At 72.0% G+C, this 23,192-nt stretch carries 19 protein-coding genes and 1 riboswitch; of the genes, 6 read left to right on the top strand and 13 right to left on the bottom strand.

Annotation, left to right across the window (positions count from 1 at the left end):
- Positions 1-30: 30 nt before the first annotated feature.
- Entirely contained in the window at positions 31-1,578 is a 1,548-nt protein-coding gene (locus ACIHEI_RS19620; RefSeq protein ID WP_396607505.1) for a cobyric acid synthase, read from the bottom strand.
- Between the two features lie 97 nt (positions 1,579-1,675).
- Entirely contained in the window at positions 1,676-2,617 is a 942-nt protein-coding gene (locus ACIHEI_RS19615) for a cobalamin biosynthesis protein (protein ID WP_396607504.1), read from the bottom strand.
- A 53-nt stretch (positions 2,618-2,670) separates the two neighbouring features.
- Positions 2,671-2,753, bottom strand: a riboswitch (cobalamin riboswitch).
- Positions 2,754-2,928: 175 nt separating this feature from the next.
- Here ACIHEI_RS19615 and ACIHEI_RS19610 point away from each other — a divergent pair.
- The 5 genes from ACIHEI_RS19610 to ACIHEI_RS19590 all read left to right on the top strand — a co-directional run bounded on the left by ACIHEI_RS19610 (position 2,929) and on the right by ACIHEI_RS19590 (position 8,327).
- Complete coding sequence (locus ACIHEI_RS19610; protein WP_396607503.1) at positions 2,929-3,438, top strand: hypothetical protein; 510 nt, start codon at positions 2,929-2,931, stop codon at positions 3,436-3,438.
- A gap of 94 nt (positions 3,439-3,532) precedes the next feature.
- Positions 3,533-4,168: an RNA polymerase sigma factor gene (locus ACIHEI_RS19605; RefSeq protein WP_396607502.1), complete on the top strand. Its 636-nt coding sequence runs from the start codon at positions 3,533-3,535 to the stop codon at positions 4,166-4,168.
- On the top strand, positions 4,165-5,220 hold the full coding sequence (locus ACIHEI_RS19600; RefSeq protein WP_396607501.1) for a CU044_5270 family protein: 1,056 nt from the start codon (positions 4,165-4,167) through the stop codon (positions 5,218-5,220). The genes ACIHEI_RS19605 and ACIHEI_RS19600 overlap by 4 nt, the downstream gene beginning before the upstream one ends.
- Positions 5,221-5,514: 294 nt before the next feature.
- Positions 5,515-6,624, top strand: a complete 1,110-nt coding sequence (locus ACIHEI_RS19595) for an alpha/beta hydrolase (protein ID WP_392951966.1) — start codon at positions 5,515-5,517, stop codon at positions 6,622-6,624.
- Between the two features lie 206 nt (positions 6,625-6,830).
- Positions 6,831-8,327, top strand: a complete 1,497-nt coding sequence (locus ACIHEI_RS19590; RefSeq protein ID WP_392951968.1) for a hypothetical protein — start codon at positions 6,831-6,833, stop codon at positions 8,325-8,327.
- 60 nt (positions 8,328-8,387) lie between these two features.
- Here ACIHEI_RS19590 and ACIHEI_RS19585 read toward each other — a convergent pair whose 3' ends face one another.
- The 9 genes from ACIHEI_RS19585 to ACIHEI_RS19545 form a co-directional block, all read right to left on the bottom strand.
- Positions 8,388-9,266, bottom strand: a complete 879-nt coding sequence (locus ACIHEI_RS19585) for a CDP-alcohol phosphatidyltransferase family protein (RefSeq protein WP_396607500.1) — start codon at positions 9,264-9,266, stop codon at positions 8,388-8,390.
- Positions 9,253-9,930 (bottom strand): phosphatidylserine decarboxylase, encoded by a 678-nt coding sequence (locus ACIHEI_RS19580; protein ID WP_387646187.1) that lies wholly within the window; start codon positions 9,928-9,930, stop codon positions 9,253-9,255. Before ACIHEI_RS19580 ends, ACIHEI_RS19585 begins: the two co-directional genes overlap by 14 nt.
- Positions 9,931-10,364: 434 nt before the next feature.
- Complete coding sequence (locus ACIHEI_RS19575) at positions 10,365-11,567, bottom strand: acyl-CoA dehydrogenase family protein (protein WP_380486031.1); 1,203 nt, start codon at positions 11,565-11,567, stop codon at positions 10,365-10,367.
- Between the two features lie 136 nt (positions 11,568-11,703).
- Positions 11,704-12,201 (bottom strand): MaoC family dehydratase, encoded by a 498-nt coding sequence (locus ACIHEI_RS19570; protein ID WP_387646653.1) that lies wholly within the window; start codon positions 12,199-12,201, stop codon positions 11,704-11,706.
- A 2-nt stretch (positions 12,202-12,203) separates the two neighbouring features.
- Positions 12,204-13,163, bottom strand: coding sequence for an HpcH/HpaI aldolase/citrate lyase family protein (locus tag ACIHEI_RS19565; RefSeq protein ID WP_387646182.1), 960 nt, complete (start codon positions 13,161-13,163; stop codon positions 12,204-12,206).
- 23 nt (positions 13,164-13,186) lie between these two features.
- Complete coding sequence (locus ACIHEI_RS19560) at positions 13,187-15,211, bottom strand: protein meaA (RefSeq protein ID WP_392951972.1); 2,025 nt, start codon at positions 15,209-15,211, stop codon at positions 13,187-13,189.
- Positions 15,211-16,581, bottom strand: a complete 1,371-nt coding sequence (ccrA, locus tag ACIHEI_RS19555; protein WP_387646177.1) for a crotonyl-CoA carboxylase/reductase — start codon at positions 16,579-16,581, stop codon at positions 15,211-15,213. Before ccrA ends, ACIHEI_RS19560 begins: the two co-directional genes overlap by 1 nt.
- A gap of 371 nt (positions 16,582-16,952) precedes the next feature.
- Positions 16,953-17,864 carry a TetR family transcriptional regulator gene (locus ACIHEI_RS19550; RefSeq protein ID WP_396607499.1) on the bottom strand — a complete coding sequence of 304 codons (912 nt, stop codon included), beginning with the start codon at positions 17,862-17,864 and terminating at the stop codon, positions 16,953-16,955.
- Positions 17,865-18,058: 194 nt separating this feature from the next.
- Positions 18,059-19,834, bottom strand: coding sequence for a 3-hydroxyacyl-CoA dehydrogenase family protein (locus tag ACIHEI_RS19545; RefSeq protein ID WP_396607498.1), 1,776 nt, complete (start codon positions 19,832-19,834; stop codon positions 18,059-18,061).
- A 386-nt stretch (positions 19,835-20,220) separates the two neighbouring features.
- Here ACIHEI_RS19545 and ACIHEI_RS19540 point away from each other — a divergent pair, with 386 nt between their 5' ends.
- Positions 20,221-20,805 (top strand): Uma2 family endonuclease, encoded by a 585-nt coding sequence (locus ACIHEI_RS19540; protein ID WP_396607497.1) that lies wholly within the window; start codon positions 20,221-20,223, stop codon positions 20,803-20,805.
- Between the two features lie 58 nt (positions 20,806-20,863).
- Here ACIHEI_RS19540 and ACIHEI_RS19535 read toward each other — a convergent pair whose 3' ends face one another.
- Both ACIHEI_RS19535 and ACIHEI_RS19530 read right to left on the bottom strand, forming a co-directional pair.
- Complete coding sequence (locus tag ACIHEI_RS19535; protein ID WP_396607496.1) at positions 20,864-22,351, bottom strand: MFS transporter; 1,488 nt, start codon at positions 22,349-22,351, stop codon at positions 20,864-20,866.
- 123 nt (positions 22,352-22,474) lie between these two features.
- Complete coding sequence (locus ACIHEI_RS19530; RefSeq protein ID WP_396607495.1) at positions 22,475-23,107, bottom strand: TetR/AcrR family transcriptional regulator; 633 nt, start codon at positions 23,105-23,107, stop codon at positions 22,475-22,477.
- Positions 23,108-23,192 lie beyond the last annotated feature (85 nt).

The raw sequence follows: 23,192 nt of genomic DNA, 5'->3' as shown, positions 1-23,192 counted from the left end.
TGAACGGGTAACGGGCATCGGTCAGTTCAGTCACTTCGACCTCTCCATCTCCACCGGGGCCGGAGCTCCGGGCGGCACGAACGGCAGACCTGCCGGCGCCCCGTTCTCGATCAGCTTCCACAGCGCGTCCGTGTCGGCGTGCTCCGCCACCAAGTCGCCCAGCGCGTCCAGCCGTTGCTCCCGCGCCGCCGCGAACGAGGTGTCCGGCGCCGGGACGAACGCCCGTCCGGCGGCGCGGGCCACCTCGGCGAGGAACGCCCGGCGGAACGCGTCGTTCTCCAGCACCCCGTGCCAGGTCGTCCCCCACACCGGCCCGACCCGGCAGCCGTCCAGCGCCCGGCCGTCGGTGTCGGTGACGAACGGCTCGCCACCGTCCACCGACACCACCCCGTGGTGGATCTCGTAACCCGCCACCCGCTCACCGAGCGCCACGCCCGTCGGACGCGCCAGCACCTTGTCCGCGCCGAACACCACCCGGGTCGGCAGCAGCCCGAGCCCGTCCACCGTGCCGGCCCGGGACTCGACCGCGTCCACGATCTCCCGGCCCAGCATCTGGTACCCGCCGCACACGCCCAGCACCGGCAGCCCCGCCGCGACGCGCCGCGCGAGCGGCTCCACCAGGCCCTGCGCCCGCAGCCAGGCCAGGTCCGCGACCGTCGCCCGCGTCCCCGGCAGCACCACCAGGTCGGCGTCCGCGAGCTCCTCCGGACGGGTCGCCCAGCGCACCAGCACACCCGGCTCCTGCGCCAGCGCGTCCACGTCCGTGAAGTTCGACAACCGCGGGAACCGCACCACCGCGACCCGCAACACCTCCGCCCCCACCGGCCCACCCGCCGCCGGGCGCTGCGCGACCGACGCCAGATCCAGCGAATCCTCCGCGTCCAGCCACAGCCCCTGGAGCATCGGGAACGTCCCCAGCACCGGACGCCCCGTCAACTGCCGCAGCATCTCCAACCCCGGTGCCAGCAGACGCGCGTCACCGCGGAACTTGTTCACCAACCAGCCCGCGACGAGCGACTGGTCGTCCGCCGACAGCAGCGCCAGCGTCCCGAACATCGAGGCGAACACCCCGCCGCGGTCGATGTCCCCGACCACCACGACCGGCAGCCGGGCGGCCGACGCCAGGCCCATGTTGGCGATGTCCCGGTCCCGCAGATTGATCTCCGCCGGCGAGCCCGCACCCTCGCAGACCACCACGTCGAACCGCGACCGCAGGTCCGCCAGGCACTCCAGCGAGCGCTCCAGCAGCACCGGCTTCCGGTCCCGGTAGTCCAGCGCCCCGACCTCCGCCACGGCCCGCCCCATCAGCACCACCTGACTCCGGCCGTCCGCCCCCGGCTTCAGCAGCACCGGGTTCATCGCCGCCTCCGGCTCCACCCCCGCCGCCTGCGCCTGCATCGCCTGCGCACGCCCGATCTCCGCCCCGTCGGCCGTCACGAACGAATTCAGCGACATGTTCTGCGCCTTGAACGGCGCCACCCGCACCCCCTGCCGCCACAGCCACCGGCAGATCCCCGCCGTCACCACACTCTTTCCGGCGTCCGAGGTCGTCCCGGCCACCAGCAGCGCGCCGTTCACCGGCGACCTCCTTCGAATCGGGCGAAAGCCCAACAATCGTCGAACTCGCCGTTCCGCACGGCCAGTTGCACCCACCGCGCGGTCGGCGCGGCCGGGTTCACCCGCGCCGCCGTCCGGCCAGAGCCGCCCGCGCGGCGAGCGTCACGCCAAGCGCGAGCACGCCGACCCGGCGGGAGAGACGGCAGGCACGGTCGATGTCGGCCGGGCCGACCGGCGGCAGGCCCGCGCCCAGCACCGGCCGGTGCTCGACCCGCTCGCCGTAGCGCAGCGTCCCGCCCAACCGCACACCGAGGGCACCGGCGAACGCGGCTTCCGCCTGGCCTGCGTTCGGGCTCGGGTGCGCGGAGCCGTCCCGGCGCCAGACCCGCCAGGTCCGGGCGGGGGAGTCGGACGCTGCGACAGTCAGCAGCGCGGTGAGCCGGGCGCCCGGCCAGCCCGCGAGGTCGTCGAGACGGGCCGAGGCCCAGCCGAAGCGGCGGTAGCGCGCCGACTTGTGACCGACCATCGCGTCCAGCGTGTTCACGGCCCGGAACGCCAGCAGCCCCGGAACGCCCGCCAGACCGCCCCACACCAGCGCGTTGACGACCGCGTCGGCGGTGTTCTCCGCGACGGACTCGACCACCGCCCGGGCCACCTGCTGCTCGTCCAGCCCCGACGGGTCACGCCCGCACAGGTGCGGCAACCGCTCCCGAGCCGCCGTCAGATCCTCGGCGGCCAGCGACCGTCCGATGGCCCGGGCCTCCCGGGTGAGCGACGTCCCGCCCAGGACGGTGAACGTCGCACCCGCGGTCAGCGCCGCCGCGGCGAGCGGCGAGCGACGGACGGCCCGCGCGACGAGTGCCGCCCCGCCCCCGACGGCGCCGACGGCGAGTGCGGTGTGCAGGGCTCCCACCCCGCGGTGGTCGCGCCACAGCCGGCGCTCCAGCCGGGTCGCGGCAGTGCCGAACAGGGCGACGGGGTGTCCGCGCCGGGGGTCTCCGAGCCGGGCGTCCGCGAGATACCCCGCGACCGCGCCCACCAGGTACGGGGCAGCCCGCATGGCGTTGTGTCCTCACTCAGGGTCCGCGCCCTGGATCGACGGAACGAAGGCCAGAGTCTCCTGACTTCCGGTCACCCCCGCGCGGGGTGAACGGTCACAGTGGCGGGACCGCGCCGGACTCGAACCGGCTTCCTCTGCTTGCCTCCGTTTGGCCCGAAGATCCCACCACGCCCGCTTCGGGCCAGTCAACCGAGGCGCCGGACGAGTTGGTCACACCCCGCCCACTGCTGGGGCCGAGGTCAGCGCGCATCCGACGGGCCCTAGGATGCAGCCACGTTCGACGCCCGGACGGGCGGGGCGGGGGAGGAATCGTGCGACAACTGGTCCGGCGCACCGTGCCGGTGGCCGCGGTCCTGGCCGCCCTGGTGGCGCTCTCGGGGTGCACGGTTGCGAGCGATGCCGTCGCCGGGATCTCCGTGAACGAGGACGGCCGGCCGCTCGGCGTCATGCTGGTCTGCGGCCACCGGATCGACGGAGCGACGCTCTCCACCAGCGAGGGCAGCCACCAGGAGACGATCGGCACCTGGACCGCCCGCACCGCCCTCGAGCCCGGGCTGACCACCTGGACCCTGGACGCCCCCGCCGACGGCTGGGAGACGGGCAAGTCCGCCACCACGCTCGATGCCGGCACCACCTACCACCTCCACGGCTGGACCAAGGACAACTCCCGGTCGTCGACCGCCACTTCCTTCACCCCCGAGGACCTGAAGCAGCTCACCCCGGGAACCGTCCGCTACGACGGCACCGCCTCCGACGGCAGCGGCACCACGCTCACCGTCCCCGTCGCGGAGTTCCAGGCCTCGGCCTGCCGGAAGCGCTGACCGCGCCCGGGCCGAGCCTCATCCGCACCCTCGCCGGCCCCGGTTGGTGACCTGCGTCACGGGAACCGGTGTGCCTGCCCGGACAAGGCATGACGTGAACCATCCACACTCCCGGCTGCGCGCCGGGAATCCCGAAGCGTTCCGTGACCTGTTCCGGGACCACTCCTCGCTGGTGTACCGCCACGCCGTGCGCGTGACCGGGAACTGGGCCCTGGCCGAGGACGTGGTCTCGCTGACCTTCCTCGAGGCCTGGCGCCTGCGCGGGAAGCTCCGCGACGAGGGCGACAGCCCGCGCCCCTGGCTGATGGGCATCGCGGTGAACGTGCTGCGCAACACGACGCGCGCCGCCCGCCGCCACAGCGCGGCCATGTCCCGGGTACCGGCCGCCGACGTGGTCCCCGACTTCGCGGACGAACTCGTCGGCCGGATGGCCGACTCCGAGGAACTCGCCGCCGCCCGCAAGGCCCTGGCACGGCTGCGGCGCTCGGAACGCGAGGTCTTCGCGCTGTGCGTCTGGTCCGGGCTCGGCTACGCCGAAGCGGCGACCACCCTCGGCGTACCCGTCGGCACCGTGCGCTCACGCCTGTCCCGCGCCCGCACCCGACTGCGCAAACTCGCGGACGAAGAATTGCGCACCGCGAGGAAAAACCCGGAACCCCTCCCGATCCCCGGACAAGTACAGGGCAGCCGCGACACCGCGGCCCGGCCGCACAAGGAGACGCACCGATGATCCGCAACCTGCGGCGGCGCAACGAACCGCTCGACCACGCGGAACTGGCCCGCCTCCTGCCCGCACCGGCCGACCCCCGCCTGGCGGCCGACCGCCAGCACCTGCTCGAGGAGCACCTGATGAGCGAGATCCACCAGTCCGACCCCACCCCCGCGCCCGTCCCGGCCCGGCGCCCGCTGCGCCGCACCGCACTGATCGCGGTGCCGGTCGCCGCGGCCGCTGCCCTCGCCGTGGTCGTCTCGATGGCCGGCTCGCCCGACACCACGACGGTGGCGGCTCCGCAGCTGGTCAAGGCGCCCGTCGTGCAGATCGACGAGGGGAGCGCGGTCAAGGTCACCTCGACGGTGCGCGAGCTCGCCGCCGCCGCGACGGCGAACCCCACGCCCCAGCCCGGAGCGGGCCAGTACATCTACATCAAGAGCCGGGTCTCCTTCCTGGCCTCCAGCTTCAACGGGGACACCGGGGAGTCCGCCACCTGGGTCCAGCCGCTGCACGACCGCGAGGCGTGGAAGTCCCTCGACGGCACCAAGGGGTGGCTGGACGAGCCGGGCTACCAGGCCAAGGGCGGCATCGAGCTGGGCAGCGACGAGCCCCGCAAGGACCTGACCTACAAGTGGCTCGCGGCCCAGCCCGCCGACCCCGACGCGCTGCTGAAGTTCGCCTACTCGACGGCGAGCGGCAACCACGACCGTGACCAGGAGGCGTTCAACGAGATCGGCTCCATCATCCGCGAGCAGCTCGTGCCCTCCGCCCTCGCCGGCGCGCTCTACGAGGCGGCCGGCAAGATCCCGGGCGTCGTGGTGGTCGAGCACGCGCAGGACGCCTCCGACCGTGACGGGATCGCGCTGGCGCGGCTGGACCCGCGGACCGGCGAGCGGTCGGAGTGGATCTTCGACCGGGACAGCCACCAGTACCTCGGCAGCCGCGGCGTGCAGATCCGGGAGGTCAACGGCGTCAAGCCCGGCACCGTCGTGGAGCGCACCAGCATCGTCACCCGCGCGGTCGTCGACGCCAACAAGCAGCGCCCCGGGGCCGGCCAGGGCAAGGCCTGACACCCCCGCACCGGCCGGGGCCACCACCCCGGCCGGTGCCGCCGGTGAGACGCGTGCCGGCCAGGGCGGTCATGGGGGGATCGCGTTGGAGTGACGGGCGCCGGCAGCGGCCACACCACGAAGCTGTGGTTCGACCGCCGCACCGAGACCGTCCGTTTCCGGGCGATCAACCCGTACGGCTGAGACGCTCCCGGCAGGGACCGTGCGTCACCCCCAGCGGGGCCCCGGCTCGCCGGACGGCCGGTGGGCGGGTGCACTGGAGGCAAAGGACCCGCCAGCCTCCGGGAGACCGCCATGCGTTGGGGAACCGCCGCCGTTGTCGCAGCCGCCGCCGCAGGGACCGGAGCGGCGGCGTTCCTGCTGCTCGGCCGGAAGGTGTCGGACCAGGTGGTGCAGCCGGGTACGGCCGCGCCGCCGCGGGTCGAAGTGCTGGAGCTCGGGCCGGGCCGGGTGACGCTGACCGCGACCCCGGACACCGTCCGGCGCGGGCACTACGCGCTGGAGTGGGACGAGGGCGGCCACGCCGTGGTCGGCGAGGTGCTCGGCTCGGGCGGCGGGCGGGTCACCCGGCGGCTGGAACGCGCCGAGTACGGGACGCTCGCCGTCGGCACCGAGGTCCGGATCACGGCCCGGGTGCTGACCGGCGACCCGCGCTCCGCGCTCGGCCTGGACTTCGCGGAGACCGCCGTGGTCGGCGAGCTGGGGGCGTTCCCGGCCTGGCGCACCCCCGGGATCCGCGGCACCTGGGCGGTGCTGATCCACGGCGCGGCCGCCGACCGTTCGCAGGCGCTGCCCGTGCTGCGGCTGATGCACTCGCTGCGGATGCCCACGCTGACGGTCACCTACCGGGGCGACGCCGGCGCCCCCGCGTCGCCGGACGGGCTGGCGCACTTCGGCGAGACCGAGTGGCAGGACATCGACGCGGCGATCCGCACCGCGCTCGACCTCGGCGCGGGCAAGGTGGTGCTGTGCGGATGGTCGATCGGCGCGACCATCGCGCTGCACACCGCCGCGCACTCCGCCCACCGGGGGCAGATCGGCGGGCTGGTGCTGGACTCCCCGGTGCTGGACTGGGAGGAGTCGGTGCGCCGGGCGGCGGGGTGGTTCGGGGCGTCCCCGATGCTCGCCGAGCTCGGCACCCTCGCCGCGCAGGGCCGCACCGGCGTGGACCTGGCCGGGTTCGCCCGGATCTCGTCCGGCGCCGACCTCGCCTCGCCCGCACTGCTGCTGCAGAGCCCGGACGACCCGCTCACACCGTGGGCGGCGGCCCGGCGGTTCGCGTCCGATCGGGACGACCTGGTGAGCCTGCACCCGGTGCCGCACGCGCAGCACGCGGCGCTCTGGAACGCCGACCCGGCCGGGTACACCGAGGCGCTGCGCCGGTTCCTCACCCCGCTGCTGTGACGGCCGGGCGGGAACCGGAAGCGGGCCCGCCGCGTCCTCATATCGGAGTGATCACGCTTCACGCCATGTCCATGCCGGAAAGCGGAGTTGTTCGTCCCGCTTTGGCCCGGCTTGTCCGTCCGTCGTCCGAAGGGTTCGGACAATACTCCGAGACAGCCCGGCAGCCGATGTGACAGAAGGCCCGTGCAAGGGGAAGACTGCACGGCGTGACGTCTCGGAACCCGCGCGACCGTGATGCCCCGCACCCGCCCCACCGCACCGGTGCGACGGTGACCCGTCTGCCCGGTACGGCCGTCGGGCGTGCGGAGGGCACCGTACCCGCAGCCAACCGCCGCCGGGTACCCGCCAAGCCCGGACGAGGCCGAGTGCCCGTCCCGGACGGCTTTCCCGCACCCGCCGAACTCGCCCCGCTGGCCCGCCGGATGCTCGCCGACGCGGTCCGCGTCGCCCGCTGGGCCGGCGAGCTCACCGAGGTCGACAAGCGCGGCGAACTCCTCCCCGAGGACGCCCGCGCCGCCGGCCGCGCCCTCGCCATGACGGTCGGCGCCGCCGCCAACGCCTGGGGTCAGGCGCTGCTTGTCGGCCTGGTCGAGCTCCGCGACGGCGGCGCCGGACCTGGCTGGCGGCTGCACGCCTGGGAACGCGACGACGAGGCGGTGGTCCGCGGCTGGTCCGCGCTGTTCGACGCCTGGACGCTGCTCGCCCCGGTGCCGCCCGCCGCGCTGCGCGGGGTGTTCGCCCAGCTGGCCGGCCAGGCCGTCGACCAGGCCCCGCAGCTGCTGTCCTTCCTGCACCTGGTGGACGGGCCGGTCGCCGACAGCGAACTGCTCGAACTGCTCCGCCGCGGCCTCGACGAGCGCCGCCTCGGCCCGAGCAGCGGCACCTTCCCGCTCTCCCCGGTCCCGCACGCCGCCTCCGCGGTCTCCGCGGTCCGCGGCACCTGCCGGGAGCCGCAGATCGACACCCCGCACTCGTCGGCCGACGTGGCCGCCGTGCTGGACTGGATGCTCGACGGCCTGGCCGCCGTCGGCGCGCTCGGCCGGCAGGACGAGGCCGCCGAGCTCTCCCCGCTCGGCCACTGGGCGGTGCGCGCCAAGCTGGAGGAGATCTGCACCGTCGCGCAGACCGCCGCCGGGCACATCGAACAGAGCGCCCTCGAACTGCTCAGCGCCTGCGCCGACTACAGCCCAGGACCGGCCCGCGCCGAGTTCCGGGCCTGGGTCGCCGCCCGCCCCGCCGACCGGGCCGTCGCCGAACTCCTCGAAGCCGCCCGCGGCGAGGACGCGCTGGTCCGCGGCCTGGCCTTCGAGGCACTGCGGGTGGTGGCCGGCTCCACCGCCGAGCAGGGCGTCCGGGGCGCCGTCGAGGAGGCCGTCCTGCGGCCCTACGCGCTGCTCTGGCTGGCCGAACAGCTGGACGAGGGGGGCGCCTCCCCGGCCGACGTGCTGGGCGCGGAGGACGCCGCCTGGCTGTGGGTGGACACGGCGGCCGCCGTGCTCGACCACGGCGAGACCGATCTGCTGGTCGGCCACGTCGAGGGCGCCTCGGCGGGCGAACCCGTCCGCCTGTTCAACCGCGCCCGCCAGTCCGGCCACCCGCGCGCCGCGAGCGTCCTGACGGCCGTCGCCTCCGTCCACCCCGACCCGGCAGTCGCCCGCGCCGCCCGCCGCAGCGCCTTCTCGGTCCACACCGGCGGGGCGTAGGTTCCAGGCAACGCGAAAGCCCCCCGCTCGATTCGAACGGGGGGCTTTCCGCTGTGCGTGTCAGCCGCGGTTCTCCGCGCGGCGGGCGCGGACCACGCCGACCTTCTCGCCGACCTTGCGGCGGATGACCAGCAGCGGCGCCATCGCGGCCAGCGCGATCTGGGCGAGCGCGCCGATGTGCATCAGGGTGTCGCCGCCGGGCAGGCCTGCGGCCCAGGCCGCCAGGCAGCCGATGGAGACCACGATCCAGGCCACCGTCGCGGTGGCCAGCAGGCCCTGCGGCTTGGGGTACTCGATCCGGCTGACCATCAGGTAGGCCACGCCGAAGATCAGCAGCAGGCCGGGGACGAACGGCGGGTCGAGCAGCACGATCGCGATGACGGTCATGGCGCCCATCGGGCAGGGCATGCCCTGGAAGATCCCCGGCCGCATCTTCACGGCGGAGAACCTGGCAAGCCGCAGCACCACCGCCAGCAGCACGGTCAGCGCGATGAACGCGGACAGTTGCTGGTTGGAGCCGGTGGAGACCAGGCCCCAGACCGCGACGAAGTACGCCGGCGCGATGCCGAAGCTGATCAGGTCGGCGAGGTTGTCGAGCTCGGCGCCGAGCGCGGAGGAGCGCAGCTTGCGCGCCACCAGGCCGTCGAAGAGGTCGCACATGGCGCCGACCAGCAGCAGCGTGACGACGGTGGCCGCACTGTGCTTGACGGGCGCGTTCGACTCACCGGTGAGGTGCGGCATCAGGATGCCGGTGGTGGTCGAGTAGATGGCCAGGAAGCCGCAGACGGCGTTTCCCAGCGTCAGGAAGTCGGCGGTGGACAGGTGCTGGGGGGAGCGGGGCGTGCGGAGTTCGCGGTCCCGCGCCCAGCGGCGGCGGCGCAGTTCGGTGGATTCCTCGTCACCGAGGCCCACTAGGGTTTCCGGATCAGTCACGGTCAAGGCGAGTCACCCCGGCGGTGGTCTTCTGGCCGACCGTGACGCCAACCTCGACGCCCGCCGGCAGGTAGGTGTCGACGCGGGAGCCGAAGCGGATCAGGCCGACCCGCTCGCCCTGCTCGACCTTGGTGCCGGCGTCCATGTACGGGACGATGCGGCGGGCGACGGCGCCCGCGATCTGCACCATCTCGATGTCGCCGAGCTCGGTGTCGAAGTGCCACACGACGCGCTCGTTGCGGTCGCTGTCCTTGTTGAACGCCGGGACGAATCCACCGGCGATGTGCTCGACGGACGTCACGCTGCCGGCCAGCGGCGCGCGGTTGACGTGGACGTTGAGCGGGCTCATGAAGATCGCGACGCGGGTGCGGCCGTCCGGCCACTCGTCGATGGACTGGACCACACCGTCGGCCGGGGAGATCACTCTGCCGGCGCCGATCTCACGCTCGGGGTCGCGGAAGAACCACAGCATGCCTGCGCTGAGCGCGCAGGCCGGCACGGCCGCCAGGGCCCACTTGCCGGAGCGCCGGGTGAGGGCGGTCGTCACGGCGGCGGTGGCCAGCGTGGGAACGAACCAGGGGGTGGCACCGCGCGCGATGGTCACGCGGGGACGCCGACCCTCGGGGGCGAAACCCTGGGCGGAGGTGTGAGGGGACGGGCTGATGGGCATCGAGGACCTTTTGTCGCGGGCCCCGCGCGGGAACACTGAATGGCCCCTGGACGAGGGCCACCGCGGGGATCGAGTTGTGTGGGACGGCTGCTGTCCCGGTGGATGCTATCGGGACCTGCCGGTATCTGGGCAAGCCGCCTGCTAGTCGAACTACGCCTGCCTGCCGAGTCGGGCACCTGCTATGTGTACGACCGTAACCGGACTGGGTCCGGTTCCCCAAGAGGTCCCGGGTCACGGGTGATTCACGTCTCAGCGACACGCCGGTCACAGTCAGTGCGGGGAAGCGGCCGCCCGGCGCGTACCTGGGGAAACGCGCCGGGCGACCGCATCAAGTGCCGTGCCCGCCTGGTCCGGCTGACCAGGCCGGGGGCGGGCACGGGCGGGCCGGCGGCGGGCCCGCACGCCCGCCTTTCCGGCCCGGTATCAGGACGGTCTCAGTCGGCGAGCCGGTACTCCTCGAGCAGACGGCGTCCCACGATCATCTTCTGGATCTCCGCCGTACCTTCACCGATCAGCAGCATCGGGGCCTCCCGGTACAGCCGCTCGATCTCGTACTCCTTGGAGAAGCCGTAGCCGCCGTGGATCCGGAACGAGTCCTCGACGACCTCCTTGCAGTACTCGGAGGCCAGGTACTTCGCCATGCCGGCCTCGAGGTCGTTGCGCTGCCCGCTGTCCTTCTTACGGGCGGCCATCACCATCATCTGGTGCGCGGCCTCGACCTTGGTGGCCATCTCGGCGAGCTTGAACTGGATCGCCTGGTGCTCGGCGATCTTCTTGCCGAAGGTGGTGCGCTGCTGGGCGTACGCGATGCCCAGCTCGAACGCCCGGCGGGCCACGCCGCAGCCGCGGGCGGCCACGTTGACCCGGCCGACCTCGACGCCGTCCATCATCTGGTAGAAGCCCTTGCCGGGGACGCCGCCGAGGATCCGGTCCGCCGGGATGCGGACGTCCTGGAGCACCAGCTCGGTGGTGTCGACGCCCTTGTAGCCCATCTTCTCGATCTTGCCGGGCACGGTGAGGCCGGGGACGGTCTCGTTCGGCCCGAAGCCCGGGGTCTTCTCGATCAGGAAGGTGGTCATGTTCTTGTAGGGCGTGTTGCCGCCCTCGTCGGTCTTGCACAGCACCGCGACGACGCTGGACGTGCCGCCATTGGTCAGCCACATCTTCTGGCCGTTCAGGACGTAGAAGTCCCCGTCCTTGACGCCCTTGGTGGAGATCGCCGAGACGTCGGAGCCGAGGCCCGGCTCGGACATCGAGAAGGCGCCGCGCAGCTCGCCGGCGGCCATCTTCGGCAGGAAGTAGTCCTTCTGTTCCTGGGTGCCGTGCGCGTTGATCATGTGCGCCACGATGAAGTGGGTGTTGACGATGCCGGAGACCGACATCCAGCCGCGGGCGATCTCCTCCACCACCAGGGCGTAGGTGAGCAGCGACTCGCCGAGGCCGCCGAACTCCTCGGGGATGGTCAGCCCGAACAGGCCGAGCTGCTTCATGCCCTCGACGATGGCGGTCGGGTACTCGTCCTTGTGCTCCAGCTCGGTCGCGACCGGAATGATCTCCTTGTCGACGAACTCCCGCACGGTGGCGAGGATGTCCCGCTGGATCTCGGTGAGGCCGTCGGTCTGTGCGAGGCGTCCCATCGTGCGGCTCCGTGACTGCTCAAGAGGGTTGGGGGTTGGGGGGCTCCGCGGCGCGTGGCTGCCGCGGAGCCCCCGGGAACCGGGTAGGGGCTGGGCCGATGACGGCGGCCCGCCCGTCCGGGGTCTGGAAGGGGCGTCAGGCCAGCGGCTCGGGGCGACCGGGCTGCTCGCCGCCGCGCTCCTTGATGTACGTCTCGGTCGGCACCATCACCTTGCGGCGGAAGATGCAGACGACCGTGCCGTCCTGCTTGTAGCCCTTGGTCTCGACGTAGACGATGCCGCGGTCCGGCTTCGAGGTGAGGTTCTTGTCGAGAACGGTGGTCTCGCCGTAGATGGTGTCGCCGTGGAAGGTCGGCGCGATGTGGCGCAGCGACTCGATCTCCAGGTTGGCGATCGCCTTGCCGGAGACGTCCGGGACGGACATGCCCAGCAGCAGCGAGTAGATGTAGTTGCCGACCACCACGTTCTTGCCCTGCACGGTGGTGGTCGCGTAGTTGGCGTCCATGTGCAGCGGGTGGTGGTTCATGGTCAGCAGGCAGAAGAGATGGTCGTCGTACTCGGTGACGGTCTTCCCGGGCCAGTGCTTGTAGACCGCGCCGACCTCGAACTCCTCGTAGGTGCGTCCGAACTGCATGGTCACGCCTCCGGGATCTCGAACTTGCTGGTGCGCTGCATGCCCGCGGCGCGGCCCTTGCCGGCGATGACCAGGGCCATCTTGCGGCTGGCCTCGTCGATCATCTCGTCGCCGAGCATCGCCGAGCCCTTGGCGCCGCCCGCCTCGGAGGTGCACCAGTCGTAGGCGTCGAGGATCAGCTCGGCGTGGTCGTAGTCGTCCTGGCCGGGCGAGTAGATCTCGTTCGCGGCGGCGACCTGGTCCGGGTGCAGCACCCACTTGCCGTCGAAGCCGAGGGCGGCGGAGCGGCGGGCGACCTCGCGGTAGCCCTCCTGGTTGCGGATCTGCAGGTAGGGGCCGTCGATGGCCTGCAGGTCGTTGGCGCGGGCGGCCATCAGGATGCGCATCAGGATGTAGTGGTAGGCGTCGGCGCCGTAGCCGGGCGGCTGCTCGCCGACCACCAGGGACTTCATGTTGATGGAGGCCATGAAGTCGGCCGGGCCGAAGATGATGGTCTCCAGACGCGGCGAGGCGGCGGCGATCGCGTCGACGTTGATCAGGCCCTTGGCGTTCTCGATCTGCGCCTCGATGCCGATCTTGCCGACCTCCAGGCCGACGGTCTTCTCGATCTGGGTGAGCAGCAGGTCCAGCGCGATCACCTGCTGGGCGTCCTGCACCTTGGGCAGCATGATGCAGTCCAGGTTCTGGCCGGCGCCCTCGACGACGGTGATGACGTCGCGGTAGGTCCAGTGCGTGGTCCAGTCGTTGACCCGGACGACCCGGGTCTTGCCGCCCCAGTCACCGTTGTTCAGGGCGTCCACGATGGTGTGGCGGGCGCCTTCCTTGGCCAGCGGGGCGCAGGCGTCCTCCAGGTCCAGGAAGACCTGGTCGGCGGGCAGGCCCTGGGCCTTCTCCAGGAAGCGCGGGTTGCTGCCCGGTACGGCCAGGCAGGAACGGCGCGGACGGAGGCGGTTCACAGTCATTTTGAGAGGTGTTCCTTCCGGGGTCAGCTGGTCGCGGCGGTGGTCGCGGCCCACGGCTGAAGCCTGTTGGCCAGCCGGATCTCGTCCACGATCCGGCCGATGATGGTGGTGATGCCGAAGTCCTTGGGTGTGAACACGGCAGCGACTCCGGCGGCCTTGAGGGCCTCGGCATCCGCTGCGGGGATGATTCCACCCACGATCACCGGCACATCCTCCACCCCGGCCCGGTTCAACCGCTGTATGACGTCGGGCACAAGCTCCGGGTGCGCGCCGGAGAGGATGGACAGGCCCACGCAGTGCACGTCCTCTGCGACAGCGGCGGAGACGATCTGCTCGGGCGTCAGACGGATGCCCTGGTAGACCACCTCGAAACCGGCGTCGCGGGCCCGGACGGCGATCTGCTCGGCGCCGTTGGAGTGCCCGTCCAGGCCGGGCTTGCCGACCAGCAGGCGGAGCTTGCCGGTGCCGAGCTCGGCGGCGGTGGCGGCCACGGCCTCGCGGACGGCGGCGAGTTCGCCGCCCGGCTCGGCGGCGACAGCGACCGGCGCGCCGCCGACCCCGGTGGGGGCGCGGTACTCGCCGAACACCTCGCGCAGCGCGAACGACCACTCGCCGGTGGTGGCGCCGGCCCGGGCGCAGGCCAGGGTGGCGTCCATCAGGTTCTCCTCGGTGACGGCCACCTCCTTGAGGCGGGCCAGCGCGGTCTGCACCGCGGCCTCGTCCCGACTGCCGCGCCAGGCCTCCAGGTTGGCCAGCACGGACCGCTCGGACGCCGGGTCGACCACCATGATGGCGGTGTCCAGGTCGGCGGTGAGCGGGCTGTCCTCGGTGGTGTCGAAGCAGTTGACGCCGACGATCCGGTCCTCGCCGGCCTCGATCCGGGCCCGCCGGGCGGCGTGCGAGGCCACCAGGTTGGACTTCAGGTAGCCGGACTCGACGGCCGGGATCACCCCGCCCATCCCCAGCACCTTGGCGATCTCCGCCTCGGCACCGGCCAGCAGCTCCTCGGTCTTCTCCTCGACCACGTGCGAGCCGTTGAACAGGTCGCCGTACTCCAGCAGGTCCGACTCGTACGCCAGCACCTGCTGGATCCGCAGCGACCACTGCTGGTCCCACGGCCGCGGCAGGCCCAACGCCTCGTTCCAGGCCGGGAGTTGGACGGCGCGCGCGCGGGCGTCCTTGGACAGCGTGACGGCCAGCATCTCCAGCACGATGCGCTGGACGTTGTTCTCCGGCTGCGCCTCGGTCAGGCCCAGCGAGTTGACCTGCACGCCGTAGCGGAAGCGCCGCTGCTTGGCGTCCTCGATGCCGTAGCGCTCGCGGGTGACCTTCTCCCAGAGCCGGGTGAAGGCCCGCATCTTGCACATCTCCTCGACGAAGCGGACGCCCGCGTTGACGAAGAAGGAGATCCGGGCGACCACCTCGCCCATCCGCTCGGCCGGGACCTGCCCGGAGTCGCGGACGGCGTCCAGGACGGCGATCGCCGTGCACATCGAGTAGGCGATCTCCTGGACCGGGGTGGCCCCGGCCTCCTGCAGGTGGTAGCTGCAGATGTTGATCGGGTTCCACTTCGGGATGTGCGCCACCGTGTAGGCGATCATGTCGGTGATCAGCCGCACCGACGGGCCGGGCGGGAAGACGTGCGTCCCGCGCGACAGGTACTCCTTGACGATGTCGTTCTGGGTGGTGCCGGTGAGCCCCGCGATGTCCGCGCCCTGCTCCTCGGCGACCACCTGGTACAGCGCCAGCAGCCACATGGCGGTGGCGTTGATGGTCATCGAGGTGTTGGTGCGCTCCAGCGGGATCCCGTCGAACAGGGTCCGCATGTCGCCCAGGTGCCCGACCGGCACGCCGACCCGGCCGACCTCGCCGCGGGCGAGGACGTGGTCGGAGTCGTAGCCGGTCTGGGTCGGCAGGTCGAAGGCCACCGACAGGCCGGTCTGGCCCTTGGCGAGGTTGCGCCGGTACAGCGCGTTGGAGTCGCTCGCGGTGGAGTGGCCGGCGTACGTGCGCATCAGCCAGGGGCGGTCGCGTTCCTGAGCAGCCATCAGATGTCCCGGCTGTGCTTGTTGTTCCGCTCGTCAAGCTCGCGGAAGAGATTGATCTTGTCGAGGTGCTTGGCGCGGAACTCGTGGTCGCGCACGCCCAGGCCCTCCTGCGGGGCCAGGCAGAGCACGCCGACCTTGCCCTGGTGCTTGTTGTGGTGCACGTCGAGGGCGGCCTGGCCGGTCTCCTCCAGCGTGTACACCTTGGACAGGGTCGGGTGGATCTTGCCCTTGGCGATCAGGCGGTTGGCCTCGAACGCCTCGCGGTAGTTGGCGAAGTGCGAGCCGACGATGCGCTTCAGCGACATCCACAGGTAGCGGTTGTCGTACTGGTGCATGTAGCCGGAGGTGGAGGCACAGGTGACGATGGTGCCGCCCTTGCGGGTGACGTAGACGGACGCGCCGAAGGTCTCCCGGCCCGGGTGCTCGAAGACGATGTCGACGTCCTCGCCGCCGGTGAACTCGCGGATCTTCGCGCCGAGGCGCTTCCACTCGCGCGGGTCCTGGTTGTTCTCGTCCTTCCAGAACTTGTAGCCCTCGGCGGACCGGTCGATGATCGCCTCGGCGCCCATGGCCCGGCAGATGTCGGCCTTGGCGTCGTTGGAGACCACGCAGATCGGGGTGGCGCCGCCGGCCAGCGCGTACTGGGTGGCGTACGAGCCGAGGCCGCCGCTGGCGCCCCAGATCAGCACGTTGTCGCCCTGCTTCATGCCGGCGCCGTTGCGGCTCACCAGCTGGCGGTAGGCGGTGGAGTTGACCAGGCCCGGGGAGGCGGCCTCCTCCCAGGTGAGGTGCTTGGGCTTGGGCAGCAGCTGGTTGGTCTTCACCAGCGCGAGGTGGGCCAGGCCGCCGAAGTTGGTCTCGAAGCCCCAGATGCGCTGCTCCGGGTCCATCATCGTGTCGTTGTGGCCGTCGGCGGACTCCAGCTCGACGGACAGGCAGTGCGCGACAACCTCGTCGCCGGGCTGCCAGGCGTTGACGCCGGCGCCGGTGCGCAGCACCACGCCCGCCAGGTCGGAGCCGACCACGTGGTACGGCAGGTCGTGGCGCTTCGTCAGCGGGGAGAGCCGGCCGTAGCGCTCCAGGAAGGAGAAGGTGGAGACCGGCTCGAAGATCGAGCTCCACACGGTGTTGTAGTTGACGGCGCTGGCCATCACGGCGACCAGGGCCTCGCCCGGGCCGACCTCGGGCAGCGCGACGTCGTCCAGGTGGAGCGACTTGCGCGGGTCCTTGTCGCGGCTGGCGAGGCCGGCGAACATCTGCTCCTCGTCCTTGTGGAGCGTCACGGCCCGGTAGGACTCGGGCAGCGCGAGGCCCGCGTAGTCGGCGGACGTGGCGTTGCCGCTGAGGATCGCGTCGAGAATTTCCTGCATGGCTGCCTCCGAAGGCGTACCTGTGCGAGGGTCACAGGGCGTCTGGGGGAGCCGGGAGCGGACACCGGCTTCGCTGAGGGTCTGAGGTCTGGGGTACTGCGGTGGTGCGACGGATGGGTGGAGTCGCGAGCACATGTCCCCAGGGTGACGGGGACACCGGACGACGGCGCGCCGAGGTGGGGAGCCGCGGCGCCGCGACCGGTGGCAACAAAGTAGTGGCACCCTGTGCCACTCGTAAAGACACAGGGTGCCAACTTCTGGCGTGAGCCAGGACACGCGGCTCAGGGGGTTGACGGGAACACGCGAAGGCCCGTTCCCGAAACCGGGAACGGGCCTTCGATTCTGTCTGTCACCTGCGGAAACTGCCTGGATTACAGGGAACTTCGCCCGGCCAGCGCGGCCCGGATCGAATCCACCACGGTCTCCAGCGGGGCATCCGTGCGCGCCACTGTGATCAGCACCTCACCGCTCGGGCTGGCACTCAGTGCGCTCACGGCCGCCGGGTCCTCCGGCAGCACTCCGTCCCCATTGGCACCCGGTGCCAAGGTGGTTCCGCGGCGGCGGGCACCGCTCGGCGGGGTCGGCCAGAACGTCCCCCGGATCACCTCGAAGGAGTGGTCGAGCTGCGCCTCCACGTCGCCGTACCCGCCGGCCCGCAGCCAGCGCCGCAGCACGTGGTTGTGCGCCGCGACCACCGCCGCCGCCGACACCTCGGCCAGCATCGAGTCGTCGTCCCCGCCGCGCTGCCAGCCCGGCGGGGTCTGCTCGGCCGCGTCGAACCGGCCCAGCAGGTACCGGGTGAACAGCCGCTCGTACCGGGAGACCACCGCGATCTCCCGCTCGCGCAGCGCCGGAACCTGCCGGATCAGCTGGTAGCGGGCCACCGACATGTCCGGGGTGGAGGCGTACATCCGCAGCACCTCCTTGATACCCCGGCACACCACGTCCAGCGGGTGCTCCTCCGGTTCCGCGCTGGCCAGCAGGTCCGCCACCCGCACCAGGGTGTCGTCGTGGTCCGGGAAGATCGCCTCCTCCTTCGACCGGAAGTACCGGAAGAAGGTGCGCCGCGCCACGCCGGCGGCGGCCGCGATCTGATCGACCGTCGTCTCCTCGTACCCCTGGGTGGCGAACAGCTGCATGGCCGCTGCCGTGAGGTCCTGGCGCATCTGCAGCCGCTGGGCGGCGGCCCGGCGACTGCCCGGCCCGGACTCCACCCCCGACCGCGACTGGTCCGGCCCGGCGGCCGGCTGCTGCTGCTGGGAAAGCGAGGTCTGGCGATCCATGTCCGGAACGCTACACGCACCCGGTGCCGCCCCCGCCGGCCTGGCCCTGCGCACCGGCACCGAGGGCGGCACCACGGCGGGCCGCGGCCACCGAGAGGAGACCGCGCCGGACCCCCACGGGGGCCTCGGCACAGCCGGGTTGACGCCCCCGGCGGGCGACGGCCGCGGGCTCGGCGAGGACGCCGGACGGCCGGTCATCGCCGCGCGTGGTCGCGGAAACCGCGGCCGGTCTTGCGGCCCAGGCAGCCCGCCGCCACCAGGTGCTCCAGCAGTGGCGCGGCCGCCAGACCCGGCTCCCGGAACTCCTGGTGCAGCACCTTCTCGATGGTCAGCGACACGTCCAGGCCCACCACGTCCAACAGCTCGAACGGGCCCATCGGGTAGCCGCAGCCCAGCTTCATCGCGGTGTCGATGTCGTCCACCGTCGCGTAGTGCTCCTCCAGCATCCGCACCGCGTCGTTCAGGTACGGGAACAGCAGCGCGTTCACGATGAAACCGGCCCGGTCGCCGCACTCCACCGGGTGCTTCTTCACCTTCCCGCACAGCTCCAGCACCGTCGCCGTGACGTCCTCGGCCGTCAGCACCGTGGAGACCACCTCGACCAGCTTCATGGCCGGCGCCGGGTTGAAGAAGTGCATGCCGATCACGTCCTGCGGACGGCCGGTCGCCGTCGCGCAGGAGATCACCGGCAGCGAGGAGGTGGTGGTGGCCAGCACCGCGCCCGGCTTGACGATCTTGTCCAGGGTGGTGAACAGCTCGCGCTTCACCGCGAGGTCCTCCGCCACCGCCTCCACCACCAGATCGACGTCCGCCAGATCCTGGTAGCCGCCGGTCGGGGTGACCAGCGCCAGCGCCGCGTCCCGGGCCTGCTCGGTCAGCCGGCCCTTGGCCACCGAACGCTCCAGCGACTTCGCCAGCTGCGCCTTCGCCCGCTCCGCCTTCTCCTGGCTGCGGGCCGCCAGCAGCACCGGGAAGCCCGCCTTCGCGAACACCTCCACGATGCCGGTCGCCATCGTCCCGCTGCCGCACACGCCGACACTGCGCACCTCGCGGCCGGCCGGACGGGCCTCTGCCTCCGAGGCCTCCTCGGCGATCACGTGGGACGAACCCGGGGCCTCGTACGTGTAGAAACCGCGGCCCGACTTGCGGCCCAGCAGACCCGCCGCGACCAGCTGGCCGAGGATCGGCGCCGGGGCGTGCAGCCGGTCCCGGGACTGCTCGTACATCGCCTCCAGCACGGTGCGGGCAGTGTCCACACCGATCAGGTCCAGCAGCGCGAGCGGGCCCATCGGCAGGCCGCAGCCCAGCCGCATCGCCGCGTCGATGTCCTCCCGGGTCGCGTACCGGGACTCGAACATCGCCGCCGCCTGGTTCAGGTACGCGAACAGCAGACCATTGGCGATGAAGCCCGCCCGGTCGCCCGCCGCGACCGGCTCCTTGCCCAGGTCACGCGCCAACTCGGCGACCTGCGAGGCCGCCTGGGGCGACGTCAGCACGGTGCGGACCACCTCGACCAGCTTCATGGTGTGCACCGGGTTGAAGAAGTGCACCCCCAGCACCCGCTCCGGGCGGGCGGTGGCCGCCGCGATCCGGGTCACGCTCAGCGCGGTGGTGCCGGTCGCCAGCACCGTCTCCGGCGGGCAGATCCGGTCCAGCTCGGCGAACAGACCACGCTTCAGCTCAAGGTCCTCCGGGACCTCCTCGATCACCAGATCCGCCTGCGCGGCCGCCGCCAGGTCGTCACCGACCTCGATCAGCGCGAGCAGCGCGGCGCGCTCCTCGGCAGTCAGCCGCTCACGCGCCACCGCCCGGGCGGTGGACGCCTCGATCCGGGCCAGCGCCCGCGCCGCCTGCGACGGACCGGCCTCCACGCCGATCACCCGCCGGCCACTACGGGCCACCGCCACGGCCACCCCGGCACCCATGGTGCCCAGGCCGACCACGGCAACAGTGGGGAAGGGACGCTCCATTGACCAGACTCCTTAGTCATGGGCCCGCGCCGACGGCCCCCGCCACCTGCCCGGGCATGCCGGGGGTACGACGGGGGAGGGTGCGCCGACGGCGCGGGAGAAAAGGGGAACGGAAGAAGAACAGCGGCGACCCCGCGCTACGGACCGGTCCGCTCCGGTTCCGTCGAGGGGCAGTGCCGTGGTGCTCAGGCGCTCCGACAGATCATGAAGCGACGCCGACGCGCACACAGAGAGAAGAACGCAACCGCCCGGTGCGGCTCCCGAAGCCCGGCGCTGGCGCGTGCCGACACTGTAGCCCAGCTACTGGCGGGTAGGAAGAGGGGAAGTGCCACGGGCCGGGTGCCGAACTGCTCATACTGTGGCCGCGGCTCCCGAAGGAGGTCACCATGGCTGTCATGACAACTGAGCGCCCTCAGATGGAACTCGACCAGTTCAGAAACATCGCTGCCATAGCGGCGGAGCGAGAAGACGTGGTGTTCGAGTTCATCAACGGCAGGATCGGAGTCAAGCCGGTGCCCGACGGCGACCACGGCGAGATCATTCGCTGGGTTTCGAAGCGCTGCATGCAGCACCGCCCGGATCTGTGGCTGTACGCGGAGCAAGGGCTGAAGGTGGAGCGCTATCGGGCCGGCCACGCCAAGCCCGACGGTGCGCTCGCCCACGACGGTGCCTTCGCGGGGCAGGGCGAGTGGGCCGACCCGGACCAGGTGCTGATGGTGGTCGAGGTGACGTCCTACGACGCCGACACTCATCGGCGCGACCGGGTCGAGAAGCCGGTGGCGTACGCCGAGGCCGGGATCCCGGTGTACCTGCTGATTGATCGTCAGGCCGGGACGGTCACCGTCCACAGCGAGCCCCGTGGCGATGGCTACGGGAACATCTCGACGATGGACTACGGGCACGAGGTGGTACTGCCCACCCCGTTGGGCATCACGTTGGACACCGAGGAGCTGAAGCGCTACTCGCGCTGACACGCGGAACGGCCTGCCCGGAGGGTTTCCGGGCAGGCCGTTCGTGTGTGGTTGGGGGTCAGTGCGCCATGACCGGGACGGCGTCCTCGATTTCGGACTTGGACTCGTGGTGTTCGGGCTTGCCGGCGTTGATCAGGGTGAAGGCGGTGAGGGAGGCCAGGGCCAGGATGCCGACGGCCCACCAGATGGCGGTGGAGTAGGAGTGGACCTGGGCCTGCAGGGCGAACAGTTGCGGGTCGGTGGCGGTGGCGGCGTGGGCCTTGGCCCACTCGGTGCCGGCGCTGTGGGCGACGGTGCTGAGCAGGGCGGTGCCGATCGCGCCGCCGACCTGCTGGGAGGTGTTGACCATCGCGGAGGCGACGCCCGCGTCGCGGGGCTGGACGCCGTAGGTGGCCAGGCTCATGGCGGGCATGAAGGCGGTGCCCATGCCGAGGCCCATCAGGATCAGGCCGGGCAGGATCTGCCAGTAGGAGGTGCCGACCTCGATCCGGGTGAGGATCAGCAGGCCGAGCGAGGCGACCAGGAAGCCGGGCGCCATCAGGTAGCGGGCCGGGACCCGGGTCATCAGGCGGGCGCCGATCTGGGTGGAGCCGGTGATCATGCCGGCCACCATCGGGAGGAAGGCCAGGCCGTTGACGACCGGCTTGTAGTGCAGCACGCCCTGCATGTAGAGGGTGAGGAAGAGGAACAGGCCGAACATGCCGATCACGGCCATGCCGAGCGAGAGGTAGACGCCGCCGCGGTTGCGGTCGGTGAGCACGCGCAGCGGCAGCAGCGGGGCCTTGACCCGGCTCTCGACCACGACGAACGCGGCGAGCAGCACGGCGGCGGCGACGAACAGGCCGATGGTGGAGCCGTCGGTCCAGCCGGCGCTCTCGGCGCGGGTGAAGCCGTAGACCAGGGAGACCAGGCCGGTGGTGACCAGCAGCACGCCGGGGATGTCGAGGCGGTTGCGGTTCAGGCTGCCGGCGGGCTCGCGGATGACCAGGACCGCGCCGGCGATGGCGGTCGCCGCGAACGGGATGTTGATGTAGAAGGTCCAGCGCCAGTTCAGGTACTCGGTGAGGGCGCCGCCCAGGATCAGACCGAGCGCACCGCCACCGCCGGCCACCGCGCCGTAGATGCCGAACGCCTTGGCGCGCTCCTTGCCGTCCGAGAACATCACGGCGAGCAGCGACAGCGCGGCGGGGGCGAGCAGCGCGCCGAACACGCCCTGGAGGGCGCGGGCGCCGAGCAGCATGGCGGTGTTGACGGCGGCGCCGCCGATCGCGGAGGCCGCGGCGAAGCCGACCAGGCCGAGGATGAAGGTCCGGCGGCGGCCCCACAGGTCGGCGACCCGGCCGCCGAACAGCAGCAGTCCGCCGAAGGCCAGGGCGTAGGCCGTGATGACCCACTGGGTGGTGCTGTCGGCGAAGCCGAGGTCTTCCTTGGCGCTCGGGAGCGCGATGTTCACCACGGTCGCGTCGAGGACGACCATCAACTGGGCCAGCGCGATGAAGATCAACGCCTTCCAGCGGCGCGGATCCGGCTGGAGGGTTTCGGACATGGAGGTACCCACCTGTGAGTGCGAGAGAGCGTACGAAGCAAGCGAAAACTGGCAGGCGGCCCGGTCGGGCGCCTGTCGGAAGAATGGGAGTGCCGGGGGTCGGCGGCCTGGAACGGCGGGGTTTCAGGCGCGCTGGCTGAGGTCCTCCATGGTCACGGCGTGGCCGGGCAGGGTGGACGGGGAGATGGTGCGCAGTCCGTCCAGCAGGATTTGCAGGTGACGGTGGACCAGCGGGTGCAGGTCGAGGCAGTCGGCTCCGGGGAGCGGGCGGGTGAGCTGGGCGACGGCGACCACCAGGTCGCCCGCCCCGATGTCGGTGCGGAGCAGTCCGTCGGCCTGCGCGCGGGTGATCAGGTCTTCGGTGGCCTGCTTCATCTCGGCGCGGGCGTCGGTGAGTTCGGGGTCGTGCGGGTCGATGGTGCCGGACAGCAGGGAGCACAGCGCGCCGATCCGTTCGTCGGCGGCGGCGTGCACGAAGCGGCTGAGCGCGGCGAAGGAGTCGGGCTCCTCGGCGGTGGCCGCGTGCGCGTGCGCCACGATCCGGTCGATGACGGCGAGCGACACCTGGTGGATCAGCGTCCGGCGGTCGGCGAAGTTCCGGTAGAGCGTGGCGTTGCCGACGCCGGCCCGGCGGGCGATCTCGTCGAGCGGGGCCATCGCCCCGTGGTCGACGAAGGCCTCGCAGGCGGCGGCGACGATGCGCGCCCGGTTGCGGGTGGCGTCCGCGCGCCGGCGGGGAGCGGTGACGGTGGTCATGGTGCGGTGCTCCCTTCGAGCGGGCGGAGAGGTTCCGGAAGAGTGGGGAGGGACTCCCCGTTTCTGCTTGGACAGGGTTTCAAAC

The organism is Kitasatospora sp. NPDC051984 (genome assembly GCF_044593455.1).
In the GTDB taxonomy this organism is placed as follows: Bacteria; Actinomycetota; Actinomycetes; order Streptomycetales; family Streptomycetaceae; genus Kitasatospora.
This window is presented reverse-complemented; position numbering and strand designations above follow the sequence as displayed.